The 19,650-nt window shown below is 72.6% G+C and carries 2 protein-coding genes; both read right to left on the bottom strand.

Annotation, left to right across the window (positions count from 1 at the left end; genetic code table 11):
- Nucleotides 1-10: 10 nt before the first annotated feature.
- On the bottom strand, nucleotides 11-1,276 hold the full coding sequence (gene ccrA / locus ACFY0D_RS32605; protein WP_390801558.1) for a crotonyl-CoA carboxylase/reductase: 1,266 nt from the start codon (nucleotides 1,274-1,276) through the stop codon (nucleotides 11-13).
- The gene (locus tag ACFY0D_RS32600) at nucleotides 1,273-19,497 is read right to left on the bottom strand and encodes a non-ribosomal peptide synthase/polyketide synthase (RefSeq protein ID WP_390801557.1); all 18,225 of its coding nucleotides are present in this window, start codon (nucleotides 19,495-19,497) and stop codon (nucleotides 1,273-1,275) included. Before ACFY0D_RS32600 ends, ccrA begins: the two co-directional genes overlap by 4 nt.
- Nucleotides 19,498-19,650 lie beyond the last annotated feature (153 nt).

Below are 19,650 nucleotides of genomic sequence, written 5' to 3'. Positions count from 1 at the left end.
GCGCCGGGCGTCACGCCGGCAGGCCGGTCAGGCCGGCGGTGGGGGCGTTGACGAGGACGGCCATGTTCCCGGCGGGGTGGCGGTTCTCGTAGACGAGCTGGTGTGCGTGCGCGATGTCCCGGAACGGGAGGGTGCTGCTGAGGCACGGATCGATCCGGCCCGACCCCACCAGGTCGATGATCGCCTTGGTCTCCTGGACGTTCGCGGCGTGCGACCCCTGGAGCCTCTTCTGGAACATCCACAGGTAGCGCAGGTCGAAATCGCCGTTGTAGCCGCTGGTCCCCGCGCAGGTGACGACCATTCCCGCGTGGTCACACAGGTAGACGGAGGTCGGGAGGGTGTCCGCGCCCGGGTGTTCGAGGACGATGCGGGGCGAGCGGCGCTCACCGAGGGCGTCCCAGAAGGCGCGGCCGAAGGCTCGGGCGCCGTCGAGCCAGGCCTGGTACGCCTCGGTGTCGTCGGAGTCCGGCAGCCGGCCCCAGTGGGTGAACTCGCTGCGGTTGATGACGCCCTGGGCCCCGAGCTTGAGGCAGTACTCCGCTTTGGCCTCGTCGGAGACCACCGCGATGGGGATGCCCGCGAAGTGCCTGACGATCTGTATCGCCATCGAGCCCAGGCCGCCCGACCCGCCCCAGATCAGGACCGGGTCGCCGGGGCGGACCACGTTGGGCGCCCATCCGCACAGCTGGCGGTAGGAGGTGGATCCCCCGGCGAGGAAGCAGCCCGCCTCCTCCCAGGTCAGATGTGCCGGCTTCAGGTGGCACTGGTACTCGTCGGCGACCGTGAACTGGGCGAAGGATCCGTGGTTCAGCTCGTAGCCCCAGGCGCGCTGCGAACGCGAGGCGGTGGGGTCGACGCCGAGGCGGATGTCGGGCGCCGACTCGTCCCAGCAGACGCCGCCGACGATGACGTGGTCGCCGACCCGGAGCTGACGGACCCCCTCGCCCACGGCCCAGACCACACCGGACCCCTCGGAGCCCGCGATGTGGAAGTTGTCGGGATCACCTTGCTTGCGGCGGGCGGCGATGACGTCGGCCGGGGTACCGAGTCCGGCCCACACGCCGTTGTAGTTGACCCCCGAGGCCATCATCATGATCACGACCTGGCCGCGTCCCGCCTTGGGGACCGGTACGGTCTCCAGCTGGATGGCCTGGGACGGCGGTCCGTAGCGCTCGGGACGGATGACCGCCGCGTACATGCGGCTGGGGACGTGCCCCAGCGGGGGGATCTCCCCGATTTCGTACAGCTCCTTCACCGTGTTCTCCTCGGTGGTCATGCGCGGGCGGGCCGCGGCCGCAGCGCGGCGTTGAGCGAGGCGGAGATCTGCCGGAGCGCATTGCGCCCCAGCATGTCGCGGTGCTCGCAGGGGACGGCGTGGGCGGTGACGGTCCCGCCGACGTACGGCTTCCAGTCGTCGGCGCTGCCGGGGTGCGCTTCGCCCGCGGCCACGAAGAGGAGCATGTCCCCGTCGAAGGAAGCCGGCCTGTGCGCACCCTGGAGCGCCACGTTGTTGCGATAGGTCTCGACGAGGGTCGCCAGGTGGCGCTCGATGAGCCCGGCCATCGGCAGTTCGCTCCGGCGCAGCAGTACGGCGGCCGTCTCGACCGTGAGCGGTCCGCCCGCTGCCTGCGCAGGGTCCAGCTCGACCGCTTCGAGCAGGGCGTGCAGGACATCGTGCTCCGCCGGACGCTCCGCCGGTGCCGCTTCCGCGGCCGGGTAGGAGTCGAGCACGGCGAGCAGCGCGACGTCCTGGCCTTCGGCCCTGAGCAGTCCGGCCACCGTGTGGGCGAGCTGCCCGCCGAAGGACCAGCCGAGCAGGTGGTACGGGCCCTGCGGCTGCACGGCGCGGAGGTGGCGCAGATAGAGCGCCGCCAGCTCGGTGACGGACGAGGCGTGCTCGCCCGGCCGGCTGTACGCCGGGGCCTGCAGGGCGTACAGCGGCCGCCCGTCCGGGAGGTGGTGCAGCAGCTCCGTGTACCGCCAGCCGAGCCCGCCGCCGGCGGGGAAGCAGAACAGCGCAGGCTCGTCCCCGCCGGTGCGCAGCGGGAGGACGATCCCCAGCCCGTCACCCGTGTCCGGGGACGCGGCGCGGTCCAGGAGCCCGGCAACGGTGGGCGCCTCGAAGAGCATGGCGATGGTGAGCCGGGGGTCGACGTGCGCCCGCAGCCGGGCCAGCAGCGACGCGGCGCGGAGCGAGTCCCCGCCCAGCTCGAAGAAGTTGTCGTCGATGCCGACTTCGGGCACTCCGAGCGTCTCGGCGAACATCGTGCACGCCAGCGCCTCCCGTTCGGACCGCGGTGCGCGGCCCTGCGGGGCTGCCTGGCCGGGGGCGGGCAGGGCCGCCCGGTCCACCTTTCCGGCGGCGGTCAGCGGGAGGGTGTCCAGCATGACGAAGGCCGAGGGGACCATGTGCGCCGGCAGGCTCTGCGCCAGCGCGGCGGACAGCCGCTCGGGCTGCGGGGCTCCGGCTCCCGGCTGCGCCGTGAGGTAGGCGACGAGCCTCCGGCCGCCGGGCCGGTCGTCCCGGAGGGTGACCAGGGCCGTGGCGACGCCGGGCAGCGCGGCCAGCGCCGCCTCGATCTCGGCGGGTTCGATCCGGAAGCCGCGCAGTTTGAACTGGGAGTCGCCGCGGCCGATGAATTCCAGCGTGCCGTCGGAACGCCACCTCACCAGGTCGCCGGTGCGGTACATCCGTGCGCCGGCAGGCCCGTACGGGTCGGCCACGAACCGCACGGCCGAGTACGCGGCGTCGCCGTGGTAGCCGCGGACCACACCGGCGCCCGCGATGTACAGCTCCCCGGTGACCCCGGCCGGTACCGGCCTGAGCTGTCCGTCGAGGGCGTACAGCCGGGTTCCGCCCCACGGCCGCCCGATCGGCACGGAGTCGGGAACCGTGTCGCCGCTGCGCATCGCGTACCTGGCGGCGAGCACGGTCGCCTCCGTCGGACCGTAGCCGTTGATCACCACGGTTCGGGGGCAGGCGTCCAGCACCTTGCGGACCGCGGTCGCGGAGACCACGTCTCCACCGGTGCGGATCTCGTGGACGCCGGCCAGGCAGGCCGGGTTCTCCTCGGCCAGCAGGCGGAAGAGTCCCGCGGAAAGCCACAGCCCGGTGATCCGCTCGCGCGTGATCAGCTCGCCGAGTTCCGCCAGGTCCAGCCGCCCGGGGGGCGCCACGACCACGGTCCCGCCGAGGAGCAGCGGCACCCACCATTCCACGGCCACCGGGTCCCAGACGTGCAGCGAATGGAACAGCACCCGCTCCGTGGCGGCTTCGCCCCATCCGGCGTCGGCGACGAAGTTGACGACGTTGCGGTGGGTCACCGCGACGCCCTTGGGGATTCCCGTGGAACCGGACGTGAACATCATGTAGGCGAGCCGGTCCGGTGCCATGGGCACGGCGGGGGCCGTCGCGCACAGCGCGTCGGCGCCGCGGCCGGTGTCGACGACGAGCACCCTGGCCGGCAGGTCCGGCAGGCCGCGCAGGTGCTCCGCCCGGTCCGGACCGGTGAGCAGCAGGGTGGAGCCGCTGCGGCCGGTCATGGACGTCCAGCGGGCTGCGGGGCTCTCCGGGTCCAGCGGCACGTAGGCGGAGCCGGCCTTGAGCGTGCCGAGGACGGCGGCCAGCAGGTCCAGGGAGCGGTCGAACAGCACCGCGACCCTGCTCTCGGGGACGGCTCCGGCGGCGACCAGATCGTGGGCCACCCGGTTCGCGAGGGCGTCCAGCTCCGCGTAGGTGACCTCCCGTGTTCCGGTCCGTACGGCCACCGCGTCGGGCTGTCGTTCCACCACGCGGGCGAAGCGCCCGACGAGCGTCGCGTCGTCCAGGTCGTGGGGCTCCGCTCCGGCCCCCCATGCGGTGAGCAGCTGCAGGCGCTCCTCGGGTCCGGCGAGGTCGCTCCGGCCGACCGGCAGGTGGGGGTCGTCGGCGAGCGTGTGCAGCACCTGCCGGAACCAGCCGAGGAGTCGCTCCGCGAAGGCCGGGTCGATCACGTCGGGACGGTGGTTGAGGCGCAGCCGCAGTCCGTCTCCGGTGAGCGCGGCCACCAGGGTGAGCGGGTAGTGGGCGGCGTCCTTGGCCAGGGAGCCCACGGTGCGGGCGCCGTCGGTGTCCGTCCGGGTGACGTCGACCGGGTAGTTCTCGAACACCACGAGGGAGTCGAAGAGCTCGCCCAGGCCGGTCAGTTGGTGGATCTCCGCGAGTCCGACGTGGTGGTGGCCGGTCATCGCGGCCTGCTCGTCCTGGACGCGGGCCACTGCGTGCGCCCAGCTCTCGGCGTGGTCGAGCCGGACCCGCACCGGGATGGTGTTGATGAACAGGCCGATCATGGACTCGATGCCGGGGATCTCCGGCGGCCGGCCGCTGACGGTCGTGCCGAACACGACGTCCTCGCGGCCGGTGAGTTTGCCGAGCAGGACCGCCCAGGCCAGCTGGACCACGCTGTTCAGCGTGACGCCGAGCTCGGCCGCCCGCTTCCGCAGGGCGCCGTACAGGTCGGCGGGAAGGTCCGCCGTGAGCCACTGCGGCATCACGGGTACGCGGCGCAGCTCGGCGGCGGTCACGCGCGTCGGCTCGTCGAGGCCGGCGAGTTCCTTCCGCCATGCCTCCAGGCTCTCCTCCTGTCCCCGCTCGGACAGCCATTCCAGGTAGTAGCGGTACGGCGTCACGGGCGGGAGGGTCGAGTCGTCGCCGGCCAGCCCGTACAGCTCGCGCAGCTGGCCCAGGAACAACGGCATGGACCAGCCGTCGAGCAGGATGTGGTGGTGGGTGATCACCACGCGGTGGCGGCCCCCGCTCAGCCGGATCACCATGAACCGCAGCAGCGGTGGCGCCGCGAGGTCGAACTTGCGGGTCCGCTCCTCCTCCAGCAACTCCTCAAGCATCGTGCGCAGTTCGTCGCCGTGCAGGCCGCTGAGGTCCCGTTCCCGCCACTGCGGTTCGGCATGGCGCGGTACGACCTGGACGGCACGGCCGGACGGCTGGTGCCGGAACCCGGCCCGGAGGTTGGGGTGGCGGCGCAGCAGCGTGCGGGCGGCGGCCCGCAGTGCCTCGCTCTCGAAGGCTCCTTCCACGTCGGCGGAAAGCTGCAGCGCGTAGACGTCGTCCTCGTCCTCCGCGACCAGGGAGTGGAACAGCAGTCCCTCCTGGAGGGGGGACAGCGGGAGTACGTCCTCCACGCTCGGCCCGCCCGCCTCAAGCGCGTCGATCTCCGCCTGGCTGAGGTCGACGAGAGGGAGGTCGGACGGGGTGAGGCCGCCGGCGGTCGGGGTGGCGGCATGCGCCGCCAGGGACGCGAGCGCCTGGAGCCACAGGTCGGCGAGGGCGGCGATCTCCTCCGTGGTGAACAGTTCCTCCGGCCAGGAGAGCGCGGCGCCCAGCCGTACTCCGTCGGCGGTCGCCCGCGTGGCCGCGTTGATCTCCAGGCTGTGCGCGAAAGGTGCCTTGGCGTCCCTGACCGGGACTTCCACCCTGAGGTCGGTGGCCGCGGACCAGACGGATGCCCCGCCGGAACCGGCCCCGCGGGCACCCAGGTAGTTGAAGCCGATGGAGGGCCGTGCGAGTCCGGCCAGCAGGGGCGCGGTGCGCGGGTTCAGGTACCGGAGCAGTCCGAAGCCGATGCCGTGGTCGGGCATGGCCCGCAGCTGCTCCTTCGTGTGCTTCAGGGCCTGTCCGACGGCGGGACCGCCCGCCCATGCGTCGGCCGTGTCGACGGCCGGGTCGAGCCGGACCGGGTACAGGCTGGTGAACCACCCGGCGGTCCGGGAGAGGTCCGCCCCGGGGACGATGTCCTCCCGCCCGTGTCCTTCGATGTCCACGAGCACGGCGGTGTCGCGGCCGTGGCCGCGCCGGTCCCGCCACTCGCCGACGGCCAGCGCGAGGGTGGCGAGCAGTGCCTCGTCGATGCCGGCGCGGAAGGCGACCGGTACGGCGGCCAGCAGCTGCGCGGTCTCCTCCTCCGGCAGCTCCAGGGTGAAGGTGACGGCGGTGTCGTACGTGTCCCGCGCGGGGTCGGGTGCGGCGCCGAGCGGCAGTTCGCCGGGCGCGAGCCGCGCCGACCACCGCTCCAGTTCGGCGGTACGCGCACTGCGGCGGGCTTCCCCGTGCAGCTCCTGCGACCAGCGCCGGAAGGAGGTGCCCACCGGGGCGAGCCGTGCCGGTTCGCCGGCCGATGCCGCTTCGAAAGCGGCCCGGAGATCCGGCACCAGGATCCGCCAGGACACCACGTCCACGGCCAGGTGGTGCACGATCCACAGCAGCCTGCCAGGGGATCCGCTGCCCGCATCGAACCACACCAGCTGGGTCATGGTCCCCGCGTCGGGGTCCAGCCGGCCGACGGCCGCGACGGCCGCGTCGCGCACGACCCGGTCCAGGTCGGCCGGTGGCACGGAGGCGATGTCCACCCGGTGCAGCCAGGACCGGACGTCGAACCCGGCGGCGGGCGCGATGGCCAGGCGCCAGTCCTCGGTGGACCGGTGCAGCCGGGCACGCAGCACTTCGTGCCGCTCCGCGACCGCACGCAGGGTGGTCAGCCATACGTCCTCGTCGGGGGCCGCCGGGACGGTGAGCAGCATCGACTGGTTGAATGCGGACACCGGTCCACCGGTCTCCCGCAGCCACTCGGTGATCGGAGTGGGGAACGCCTGCCCGCCGGCGACGGTGGGTTCTTCCCTCTCCCGCGCCTGGTCGTGCTCCTCCTCGTTGGTGGCGAACAGGGCCAGCTGGGCCACGGTCTGGTGGCGGAAGACATCCCTCGGGGAAATGATCACACCGGCCCGGCGGGCCCGGCTCACCAGCTGGATGGCGATGATGCTGTCGCCGCCGAGGGCGAAGAACCCGTCGTCGACGCCGACCCGGGGCAGGCCCAGGACCTCGGCGAACAGGCCGCTCAGCACCTCTTCGCGGCGGCCGCGGGGAGCCCGCGAGACGGAGACCCGCTGCTCCGGCGCCGGCAGCGCGGCACGGTCCACCTTGCCGTTGGCCGACAGCGGCAGCACGTCCAGCACCACGACGACCGCCGGCACCATGAACTCCGGCAGGAGACGTACGGCGTGGGCGCGTACTGCCTGCGGGTCGGCGGCTCCCGCCACGTAGCCGACCAGCTGCGGCTGTCCCTCGGGGGCCGGCAGGAGCACGACCACGGCGTCCGAGACCCCGGCGGCGGTACGCAGGGCGGCCTGGATCTCTCCGAGTTCGACACGACGCCCGCGGATCTTGACCTGGTGGTCCTGTCGTCCGAGGAATTCGAGCTGACCGTCCGCACGACGCCGGACGCGGTCACCCGTGCGGTAGAGACGGCTGCCGGGAGTCATGGAGAACGGGTCCGGCAGGAACGCGGTCGCCGTCTTCGCCGGGTCGCCGAGGTAGCCGCGGCCGACGCCGGCACCGCCGACGTAGAGGTCGCCCTCGACACCGACCGGCAGGACCTCCAGCCCGTCACCCAGCACATGGAGCTGGGTGTTGCGCACGGGCGATCCGATCGGGACCGGCCGTCCGTCCCGCAGGGCAGCGGGCCCGATCAGGGCGTGCGCGACGTCGTCGGAGCATTCGGCGGGACCGTAGGCATTGGTGATCGGGATGTGGGGGAAGCGCTCGAACCAGCGTCGGCAGAGGTCGGCCGGCAGGTCCTCGCCCGTGGCCATCAGGTGCCGCAGGTTCCGCAGCACGGGCACGGGCAGCCCGTCGTCCCACTGGTCCAGCGTTGCCCGCAGCAGCGAGGGGACCACTTCCAGGACCGATATGTGCTCGTCGTCGACCGTCCCGAAGAGTGCCGCGGGGTCGGCGGCCATGCCGGTGCCGACCGCGCGGACACGGCCGCCCACGGCAAGGGGCGCCAGCATCTGCCACACGGAGACGTCGAAGGTGAGAGGGGCGTTCTGGACGAGAGAGTCCTCGTGCGTGAGGCCGAGGTCCTCGATCTTGGCGAGCAGGTGGTTGGCCAGGCCCGCGCGGTGCACCATGGCGCCCTTGGGCCGGCCGGTGGAACCGGAGGTGTAGATGACGTAGGCGAGGCCCTGCGGGTGACGCTCCCCTTCCCGCTCCTGCTCCGGCCCGTCCACCCGCGCGTTCTCCACCAGGACGGCTTCGACCACACCGCCGCCGGCGGCGAGTTCACCGGCCGCGGCCTCTTCGCCGCGACCGGCCAGGATCCAGCGGACACCGGCATCGGAAAGCAGTTCCGACCGGCGGGCGAGCGGCGAGCGGGGATCGAGGGGTACGTACACGGCTTCGGCGGCCAGGATGCCGAGGAAGGCGACGATCGCATCGATCCCGGCTTCGGCCAGCAGCGCGACCCGCGCCTCCGGTCCGGCTCCCCGGGACCGGAGCCAGCGCGCGACTCCGTCGACCCGGGCCACCAGTTCGCGGTAGGTGAGACTGGCATGGTCGTCGCTGACCGCGACCGCATCAGGGGTGCGCTCGGCAACCGCGCGGACCTGGACGACGACGTCCACGAAACCGGCCTCTGCCTCGGTGTCGTTCCAAGTGGCCAGAAGCTGCCGGTGTTCGGCGGGTGCCAGGATGTCCAGGCCGCCCAGCGACCGGTCCGGATCTGCGACGGCTGCTTCGAACAGCCGCACCAGACGGGCCACCAGAGACTCCACCGTGGACCGGTCGAACAGGTCCTCGGAGTACTCCACCACACCCTCGATGCCCGCGGCACTGCCATCGGCACCGAACCGCTCCGCCATGTGGAACGACAGGTCGAACTTCGCCGTCACCCCGCCGGCATCCGCGCCCCGCACCCGCAGACCCTGGAACTCCACGACCGGACGCTCCAGGTTCTGCAACGCAACCATCACCTGGAACAGCGGATTGCGGGCCAGTGACCGCGCCGGGTTGAGGACCTCGACGAGCCGTTCGAACGGCAGGTCCTGGTTCTCGTACGCCGCCAGATCAGTGCTCCGCACCCGGGCCAGCAACTGACGGAACGTCGGATTCCCACTCGTGTCGGTGCGCAGGACCAGGGTGTTCACGAAGAATCCGACCAGGTCCTCCAGCGCATCATCGGTGCGGCCCGCGATCGGGGCACCGATCGGAATGTCGGTGCCTGAACCCAGTCGGCTCAACAGGCCCGCCACGGCGGCCTGCACCACCATGAACATGCTCGCGCCGCCCTCACGTGCCAGAGCGCTCAACGCCTGATGCGTCCCGGCATCCAGCGTCAGGGGCACCGCACCACCACGATGACTCGGCTCCAACGGCCGCATCCGGTCCACCGGAAGAGAGATCTCCTCCGGCAGGCCTTCGAGCGCGCCCTTCCAGAACGCGAGCTGCTGGGAGACCGCGCTCTGCGGGTCGTCCTCGCTGCCCAGGACCTCGCGCTGCCACAGCGCGTAGTCCGCGTACTGCACCGGCAGCGGAGCCCACACCGGCACCTCGCCGCCGGCGCACCGGGCCGCATACGCGGCCGCCAGATCCCGCGCCAGCGGACCCACCGACCAACCGTCACCGGCAATGTGATGCATCACCACGGCCAGCACGTGCTCGTCCTCGCCGAGTGCGAAGAGACGAGCCCGCATGGGGAGGTCCGCCGTCAGGTCGAACCCGGCCGACGTCACGTCCGCGAGCGCTGCCGCCAGACCGGCCTCGTCGACCTCGACCACATCGAAGCCCAGCGACACCGACCCGGCCTCCAGGACGACCTGCCGCGGCACCCCGTCGATCTCGGGGAACACCGTCCGCAGACTCTCGTGCCGGCCCACCACATCAGCCAGCGCCAGCCCCAGCGCACCCCGGTCCAGCACACCCGAAAGCCGCAGGGACAACGTCATGTTGTACCGGGCATCACCCTGCTCCAACCGGTTGAGGAACCACAGCCGGCGCTGCGCGAACGACAACGGCACCACCTCAGGGCGTCCCATCGGCACCAGAGCAGCCCGCGCCGCCACACCCGACTCCCGCACCCACGCGGACAGCCCGGCAACGGTCGGCGCCTCGAACAACGCCCGAACCGGAAGCTCCACACCCAGCACCGAACGCACCCGGCTCACCAGACGGGTCGCCGACAGCGAATGACCGCCCAGCTCGAAGAACCCGTCGTCGATACCCACCCGAGCGACACCCAGCACCTCGGCGAACAGCCCGCACAGGATCTCCTCCTGCGGACCACGCGGACCACGGCCCACTCCCCCGGCACCGAACTCCGCAACCGGCAACGACCCACGGTCGACCTTGCCGTTCACCGACAACGGCAGCGCCTCCAGCACCACCACCACCGCCGGCACCATGAACTCCGGCAGGTGCCCGATGGCATGGGCACGCACGGCCTGCGGGTCGACCTTGCCGGCGACGTAGCCGGCCAGTTGCGGCCGGCCCTCGGGCGTCGGCACGAGCAGGACCACGGCGTCGGACACGCCCGGGGCGGTGCGCAGGCAGGCCTGCACCTCGCCGAGCTCGACCCGGCGGCCTCGGATCTTGACCTGGTGGTCCTGCCGACCGAGGAACTCCAGGCTGCCGTCCATGCGACGGCGGACACGGTCGCCGGTGCGGTACATCCGGCTGCCGGGGGTGCCTGTGAAGGGGTCGGGGACGAAGGCGGCGGCTGTCTTTCCCGGGTCGCCGAGGTAGCCGCGGCCGACGCCGACGCCGCCGACGTAGAGGTCGCCTTCGCTTCCGACCGGTACGAGTTCCAGCCTGTCACCCAGTACGTGGAGTTGGGTGTTGCGGACGGGCGAGCCGATGGGAACGGGCCGCGCGTCGGAGAGGGGGCCTGCGGTGATCAGGGCGTGCGCGACGTCGTCGGAGCATTCGGCGGGACCGTAGGCATTGGTGATCGGGATGTGGGGGAAGCGCTCGAACCAGCGTCGGCAGAGGTCGGCCGGCAGGTCCTCGCCCGTGGCCATCAGGTGCCGCAGGTTCCGCAGCACGGGCACGGGCAGCCCGTCGTCCCACTGGTCCAGCGTCGCGCGCAGCAGCGAGGGGACCACTTCCAGGACCGATATGTGCTCGTCGTCGACCGTCCCGAAGAGTGCCGCGGGGTCGGCGGCCGTGCCGGTGCCGACCGCGCGGACACGGCCGCCCACGGCAAGGGGCGCCAGCATCTGCCACACGGAGACGTCGAAGGTGAGCGGGGCGTTCTGGACGAGGGAGTCCTCGTCCTCGAAGGCCAGGTCCTCGATCTTGGCCTGGAGGTGGTTGGCCAGGCCCGCGCGGTGGACCATGGCGCCCTTGGGCCGGCCGGTGGAACCGGAGGTGTAGATGACGTAGGCGAGGTCCTGCGGGTGCGGCGGCCGTGCCGGCTCGGGCTCCTGCCCGTCCGTGCCGGCGTCCGCGGCGTCGGCCACGAGGACGGATTCGAGCGTGCTGCCGCTGCCGGCGGCGAGGTCCCGGGCCGCATCCGCCTGGCCGCGGCCGGCCAGGATCCAGCCGACACCGGCATCGGAGAGCAGCTCCGACAGGCGGGCCGCGGGCGAACGGGGGTCGAGCGGCACGTACGCCGCTCCGGCGGCCAGGACGCCGACGCAGGCGACGACGGCGTCGGCACCGGCTTCGGCGAGCAGCGCGACCCGCGCTTCGGGACCGGCTCCCCGGGATCGGAGCCAGTGCGCGACTCCGTCCGCCCGCGAGATCAGTTCGCGGTAGGTGAGGGTGGTGTGGTCGTCGGTGACGGCGACGGCATCGGGGGTGCGCCGTGCCGCCGTGCGGATCCGGGCGATGACGTCCTCGAAGCCCTCCGGGGCTGCGGTGTCGTTCCAGGTGGTGAGGAGTTGGTGGCGTTCGGCGGGGGTGAGGATGTCCAGGCGGGTCAGGGCCCGGTCGGGGTCGGCGACGGCGGCTTCGAGCAGCCGCACGAGGCGTCCGACCAGCGACTCGACCGTGGAGCGGTCGAAGAGGTCCTCGGAGTACTCGACCACGCCCTCGATGCCCGCCGCGCTGCCGTCCGCGGCGAACCGCTCGGCCATGTGGAACGACAGGTCGAACTTGGCCGTCACCCCGCCGGCATCCGCGCCCCGCACCCGCAGACCGTCGAACTCCGCGCTGGGCTGTTCCTGGTTCTGGAGTACGACCATGACCTGGAACAACGGGTTGCGTGCCAGGGAACGGGCCGGGTTGAGGACCTCGACGAGCCGCTCGAACGGCAGGTCCTGGTTCTCGTACGCCGCCAGGTCGGTGGCACGCACCCGGGCCAGGAGTTCCCGGAAGGTGGGGTCGCCGCCGGTGTCGGTGCGCAGGACGAGGGTGTTGACGAAGAACCCGACGAGGTCGTCGAGGGCATCGTCGGTACGGCCCGCGATCGGGGCGCCGATCGGGATGTCCGTGCCCGCACCCAGCCGGCTCAGCACGGCCGCCACCGCGGCCTGGACCACCATGAACATGCTCGCCGCGCCCTCACGGGCCAGACCACGCAGCGCACGGTGACCACCCGCGCCCAACGCGAGCGGCACGGAGCCGCCGCGGTGGCCCGGGACCACCGGACGCACCCGGTCCACCGGCAGCGAGATCTCCTCCGGGAGGCCGTCGAGGGCCTGCTGCCAGTACGCCAGCTGTTGCGCAACGGCACTGTCCGGGTCGTCCTCGCTGCCCAGGACCTCGCGCTGCCACAGCGCGTAGTCCGCGTACTGCACCGGCAGCGGAGCCCACACCGGCACCTCACCCGCGCACCGGGCCGCATACGCGGCCGCCAGATCCCGCGCCAGCGGACCCACCGACCAACCGTCACCGGCAATGTGATGCATCACCACGGCCAGCACGTGCTCGTCCTGGCCCAGCGCGAACAACCGGGCCCGAAGGGGAACCTCGACCGACAGGTCGAACCCGGCCCGCGTCACACCTGCCAACGCCTCGGCCAGACCCTCTTCCTCGACCTCGGCCACCTCGAACCCGAACGTGACCGAACCGGCCTCCAGCACGACCTGCCGCGGCACCCCCTCGATCTCGGGGAACACCGTCCGCAGACTCTCGTGCCGGCCCACCACATCGGCCAGGGCCAGCCCCAGCGCACCCCGGTCCAGGGCACCCGACATGCGGACCACGAGCGGCACGTTGTAGGCGGGGTTCAGGCCGTCGAGGCGGTTGAGGAACCACAGCCGGAGCTGTGCGAACGACAACGGCACCACCTCGGGGCGCGCCATCGGCACCAGTGCGGCCCGCGCCACCGCGCCGGACTCCCGCACCCAGGCCGACAGTCCGGCGACCGTGGGCGCCTCGAACAGGGCGCGAACGGGAAGTTCTACGGCGAGGGCCGAACGCACCCGGCTCACCAGACGGGTCGCCGACAGCGAATGACCGCCCAGCTCGAAGAACCCGTCGTCGATGCCGACCTGGGAGACGCCCAGGACCTCGGCGAACAGCCCGCACAGGATCTCCTCCTGGGGGCCGCGCGGACCACGGCCCACTCCCCCGGCACCGAACTCCGCAACCGGCAACGCCCCACGGTCGACCTTGCCGTTCACGGTCAACGGCAGCGCCTCCAGCACCACCACTGCCGCCGGCACCATGTACTCCGGCAGCAGCGCCGCCACGGAGGCCCGCACGCGCTGGCCGTGCAGGGCCTTGGCGTCCGTGTCGCCGGTGACGTAGGCGACGAGCCGCCGGTCGCCGGGCCGGTCCTCGCGGACCATGACGGCGGCCTGGGCGACGCCCGAGCAGGACAGCAGCGCCGACTCGATCTCGCCCGGCTCGATCCGGTAGCCGCGGATCTTCACCTGGTCGTCCGCACGGCCCAGGAACTCCAGGTTCCCGTCCGCACGCCACCGCACCACATCCCCCGTCCGGTACATCCGGCCACCACCACCCCCGAACGGATCCGCCACGAACCGCTCACCCGTCAGACCCGGCCGCCCCACATACCCACGGGCCACACCCGAACCCGCGATGAACAGCTCACCCGGCGTCCCCACCGGCACCGGCCGCAGACCGGCATCCAGCACGTACACCCGCGTGTTGTCCAGGGGGAGGCCGATGGGCAGCGTGTGCCCCTCCACCGGCTCCCCGGGGGCGAGTCGGTACTCGGTTGCGCTGACCGTGGTTTCGGTGGGGCCGTAGACGTTGCGCACGGCGACATCCGGGTGGCGGCGCCGCCAGGCTTCGAGGGCGGCCGCGTTGACGGGCTCGCCGGCCAGCAGGAGTTCGCCGGTCGGGGCGTACTCCTCGGGCAGTTCCATCAGCAGTGACAGGTGGCTGGGGGTGGCCTTGAGGAAGGTGTACCGCTCGGTGTGCGGCGACTGCCCGGCGTCGGCGTCCCTGAGGGAGCCGATGACCACGCATCCGCCGGAGATCAGCGGCACGTAGAGGGCGGTGACCGTCATGTCGAAGGAGGCGGAGGAGTGCAGCAGGGCCGCCCCGCGGGTGCTCGGGTATGCGGAGCGGGCGCCCTCCAGGTAGTCGGCGAGCGCTCCGTGCTCGACCATGACGCCCTTCGGCGTGCCGGTGGACCCGGATGTGTGGATCACGTAGGCGGGGTTCTGCGGGTGCAGGGGCCGGAGGCGGTCGGCGTCCGCGGGGGCAGTCGCCGACTGCCGCGTGAGGCGCACGAGGACGTCGGGGTCGTCGAGCACCAGGGTCTCAGCGCCCGTTGCACCGGCCGGACCTGCCGGGCCGGCCGGAGCGTCCCCGGTCGTGACGAGCACCCGAGGGGCGGTGTGGGCCTGCATGAGGGCGATGCGCTCGGCCGGGTACTCCGGGTCGATGGGCAGGTAGGCCGCCCCTGTCTTGGCGACCGCGAGCAGGGCCACCATGAGGTCCGCGGAACGCGGCAGGGCGACCGCGACGATCTGCTCGGGGCCCGCTCCGAGCCCGATGAGGTGGTGGGCGAGCCGGTTCGCGCGGGCTTCCAGCTCCGCGTACGTCAGGAGGGTGCCGCCGTCGGACACGGCGGGTGCCTCGGGGGTGCGGGCGGCTTGTGCCTCGAACATGGCAGGCAGCAGCTCTGCCGGGGCCGGGCGGTCCGTGTCGTTCCACTCGCTGAGGATCAGGTGTCGCTCGTCCGCGGAGAGGAGGTCGGCCTGGCTGATGGGCATGCCGGGCTCGGCGACGGAGGCCCGCAGCAGGCGGGCCAGGCGCTCCAGGGCCGATTCCACGGTGGCGTGGTCGAACAGGGCGGCGTTGTAGCGGGCGATGCCCTCGATTCCGGCGGGTGTGCCGTCGGTGGCGTGGCGCTCGCGGAGGCTGAGCAGGAGGTCGAACTTGGAGAGCGAGTCGGCGGTCGGCTCGATGGCGATGCCGAGGCCGGGCAGGTCCAGCGTCTGGTCGGGGGTGTTGTCGAGGGCCAGCCAGACCTGGAACAGCGGGTGGCGGGCCAGGGAACGGGCCGGGTTGAGAACCTCGACGAGCCGTTCGAACGGCAGGTCCTGGTTCTCGTACGCCGCCAGGTCGGTGGCACGCACCCGAGCCAGGAGTTCGCGGAAGGTGGGGTCGCCGCCGGTGTCGGTGCGCAGGACGAGGGTGTTGACGAAGAACCCGACGAGGTCGTCGAGGGCATCGTCGGTACGGCCCGCGATCGGGGCGCCGATCGGGATGTCACTGCCCGCACCCAGCCGGCTCAGCAGGGCGGCGAGTCCGGCCTGGAGCACCATGAAGACGGTGGCGCCCCGGGTCCGGGCGAGTGCGGTCATGGCCCGGTGGAGTTCGGGGTCGAGAGCGAAGCGGATCGCGCGGCCGGGCTGTGCGGCCTCGGCGGCTTCCCTGGGGCGGTCGACGGGGAGGGAGATCTCCTCCGGCAGGCCTTCGAGCGTGCCCTTCCAGAACGCGAGCTGCTGCGCAACGGCACTGTCCGGGTCGTCCTCGCTGCCCAGGACCTCGCGCTGCCACAGCGCGTAGTCCGCGTACTGCACCGGCAGCGGAGCCCACACCGGCACCTCACCCGCGCACCGGGCCCCGTACGCGGCCGCCAGATCCCGCGCCAGCGGACCCACCGACCAACCGTCACCGGCGATGTGGTGCGTGACCACGGCCAGGACGTGTTCGTCCTCGCCGAGTGCGAAGAGACGTGCCCGCATGGGGAGGTCCGCGGTGAGGTCGAAATCGGCGGACGTCACCCCTGCGAGTGCGTCGGCGAGACCTTCCTCGTCGACCTCGACCACATCGAAGCCCAGCGACACCGACCCGGCCTCCAGGACGACCTGCCGCGGCACCCCGTCGATCTCGGGGAACACCGTCCGCAGACTCTCGTGCCGGCCCACCACATCGGCCAGGGCCAGCCCCAGCGCACCCCGGTCCAGCACACCCGAAAGCCGCAGGGACAACGTCATGTTGTACCGGGCATCACCCTGCTCCAACCGGTTGAGGAACCACAGCCGGCGCTGCGCGAACGACAACGGCACCACCTCGGGGCGTCCCATCGGCACCAGAGCAGCCCGCGCCGCCACACCCGACTCCCGCACCCAGGCCGACAGTCCGGCAACGGTCGGCGCCTCGAACAGGGCGCGAACGGGAAGTTCTACGGCAAGGGCCGAACGCACCCGGCTCACCAGACGGGTCGCCGACAGCGAATGACCGCCCAGCTCGAAGAACCCGTCGTCGATACCCACCCGAGCGACACCCAGGACCTCGGCGAACAGCCCGCACAGGATCTCCTCCTGCGGACCACGCGGACCACGGCCCACTCCCCCGGCACCGAACTCCGGAACCGGCAATGCACCACGGTCGAGCTTGCCGGTGGCCAGCAGGGGGAGGACGTCCAGGGCGACGATCGCGGCCGGAACCATGTGGCGCGGCAGTTCCGCGGCAGCCGCGCGCCGAAGGGCGTGGACGTCCGCCTGCTGTCCGGGGCGCGGTACGACGTAGGCGACCATGCGCGGATCTCCGGTGGCCTCGTCCTCGTGGACGACGACGGCGGCTTGCGCGAGGTCCCCGAGCCGGCAGAGCGCCGACTCGATCTCGCCCGGCTCGATCCGGTAGCCGCGGATCTTCACCTGATCGTCCGCACGGCCCAGGAACTCCAGGTTCCCGTCCGCACGCCACCGCACCACATCCCCCGTCCGGTACATCCGGCCACCACCACCCCCGAACGGATCCGCGACGAACCGCTCACCCGTCAGACCCGGCCGCCCCACATACCCACGGGCCACACCCGAACCCGCGATAAACAGCTCACCCGGCGTCCCCACCGGCACCAGCCGCAGACCGGCATCCAGCACGTACACCCGCGTGTCGCCGACGGGTCGGCCGATGACCGGCTGGTCGACGTCCGACACGCCGGCCACGACGGAGTCCACGGTGGTCTCGGTCGGCCCGTAGAAGTTGTGGCTGAGCGGGGCGTCGGCCCGCAGCCGGTCCCAGAGGGACGGGGGTACGGCCTCGCCGCCGACCATGACGGCGGCCGGGGAGGTGCCGCCGGCCGGCCGGGTGTCGTCCAGGAGGTCCTGTGCCACCAGGAGGCGGCCGTAGGAGGGGGTGACGTCGACGATGTCGATGCCGTGGCCGGCGGTGTAGGCGACGAGGGCCTCGGCGTCGCGGCGCACCACGTCCTCGATGAGGTGGAGTTCGTGACCGGCGAGCATCCACAGCAGCGGGGGCCAGAGCGCGTCGGAGGAGAGCGCGGCGGTGTGGGCGACGCGGACGCACTCCCTGCCCAGTGATGCGGCGGTGGGGAGGTACACCTGTGTCCGGTGGCTGAAGAAGAGTCCGGCGAGCCCGCGGTGGGGCACGGCGACGCCCTTGGGCCGGCCGGTGGAGCCCGAGGTGTAGTGGACGTACGCGGTGTGGTCGGGGTGCGGCGGGTGGACCCGGTCGGCGTCCGCGGGGTCGGTGCCGGGGTGCTGCGCCAGCTCGCGTACGACCTCGGGTGCGTCCAGGAGGACGCTGGGGACGTCGGTGGGGAGCAGGGCGGCGGCGCGTTCGGCGGTGGTGAGGATCAGGACGGGCCGGGCGTCGCCGAGGAGGGTGGCGATGCGGTCCGCGGGATCGTCGGGGTCGAGCGGCAGGTAGGCCGCGCCGGTCTTCAGCACGGCGAAGAGGGCGGTGAGGTTCTGCGGGGAGCGGGGCAGGGCGAGGGCGACCACGTCCTCGGCGCCGATGCCTCGTGCGAGGAGCTGGTGGGCCAGCCTGTTGGCGTCGGCGTTGAACTCGGCGAAGGTGGTGGCGGCGCCCCCGAAGACGACGGCGGTGCGGGCGGGGGTGCGGGCGGCCTGTTCCTGGAGGATGCCGACGACGGTGGTCTGCGGCGTGTCCTGGCCGGTGTCGTTGAAGGTTTCGAGCAGCAGGCGGCGCTCGCCCGCGCCGAGGACGTCCAGCCGCCCGGCGGGCAGCTCGGGGGTGGCCGCGAAGGCTTCGAGGATCCGCCGGTAGCGGGCCAGGACGGTGTCGGCGGCGGTACGGTCGACGAGGTCGGGGCGGTGTTCGAGCCGCAGTTCCAGCCGGTCGCCGGAGGCGGCGGCGATCAGGCCGAGTGCGTAGTGCGTGGCGTCGCGGCCTTCGGCGGCGGTGACGCGGACTCCGCGGACCGTCGTGGCGAGGCCGTCCCTGTCGACGGGGTAGTTCTCGTAGACGACCGAGGTGTCGAAGAGTTCGCCGACGCCGACGAGGCTCTGGATGTCCGCCAGGCCGAGGTACTGGTGGTCCATCAGCGCGGTCTGCTCGTCGCGGACCCGGGTCAGCAGGGTGCCCAGGGACTCCTGGGCGTGCAGCCGTACGCGCACGGGGACGGTGTTGATGAACAGGCCGATCATGCTCTCGACGCCGGGGATCTCGGGCGGGCGGACCGAGACGGTGGAGCCGAAGACGACGTCCTGCCGGCCGGTGAGCTTGGCCAGGAGCATCGCCCAGGCTGCCTGGAGCACGGTGCTGACGGTGGTGCCGTGGTCGCGGGCCTGCTGCCGCAGGGCGGCGCTGAGGTCCTCGGGGAGTTCGAGGGCGATCTGTTCGGCGGGCGCCGCGAGGCCGTCCGAGCCGGCCGGCGGGGCCACCCTGGTGGGCTCGTCCAGGCCTTCGAGTGCCTGCCGCCACGCTTCGAGGGAGATGTTCCGGTCCTGGCGGGCCAGCCAGCCGAGGAAGGCACGGTAGGGGGCGGCGGGGGGCAGGACCGCGCTGTCGGGGCCGTGCTCGTACAGGGCGAGGAGCTCCCGCAGCACCAGCGGACCCGACCAGCCGTCCATCAGGATGTGGTGGTTGGTCAGGACGAGCCGGTGCAGTTCCGGCTCCAGCCGGACGAGGGCCAGGCGGATCAGCGGGGGCTTGGCGAGGTCGAAGCCGGCCAGACGCTCGTGCTCGGCGATCCGGTCCAGTTCCGCCTGGCGCTCGGCCGGGTCCAGTGCCGTGAGGTCGGCGTCCCGCCATGCGGGGTCCGCCTGGCGGGGGATGAACTGGACGGTCTTGCCGGAGGTGGTCACCCGGAATCCGGCGCGGAGCTGCGGGTGGCGCCGAAGCAGGCCGCGAAGTGCCGCGCGGAGCCGGCCGGCGTCGAGCGGGCCGGTGAGGTCGATGCCCAGCTGGACCGTGTAGACGTCCCGCTCGTGGCCGTCGTAGTGCGCGTGGAAGAGCAGACCCTCCTGCAGGGGCGAGAGGGGCAGGACGTCTTCGAGCCCCGTGCGCTGGTCTCGGGGGCGGTCACTCGCGGTCATGTTCGTTCCTCAGTCGGCTTCGGCTCGTCGGTCTCGGCCACGGGGGCGCCGAGGGGTCACGCACGGCTCCGCGAACGGGGTCCTGGTCCCGGCCCCGGCCGCGACGGGCGGTGGTCTAGGGGGGTGTCTTGTCGGCCCGGCCTGACCGGCAAG

Origin of the sequence: Streptomyces sp. NPDC001502 (assembly GCF_042894785.1) — a bacterium.
Lineage (GTDB): Bacteria > Actinomycetota > Actinomycetes > Streptomycetales > Streptomycetaceae > Streptomyces > Streptomyces kutzneri.
Note: the sequence above shows the minus strand (reverse complement) of the source record. Positions and strands in the feature narration are given on the sequence as shown.

Excerpts from the sequence above, each read along its gene's own strand:
- ccrA (WP_390801558.1), bottom strand. The coding sequence starts at position 1,276 with ATGACCACCGAGGAGAACACGGTGAAGGAGCTGTACGAAATCGGGGAG.
- ACFY0D_RS32600 (WP_390801557.1), bottom strand. The coding sequence starts at position 19,497 with ATGACCGCGAGTGACCGCCCCCGAGACCAGCGCACGGGGCTCGAAGAC.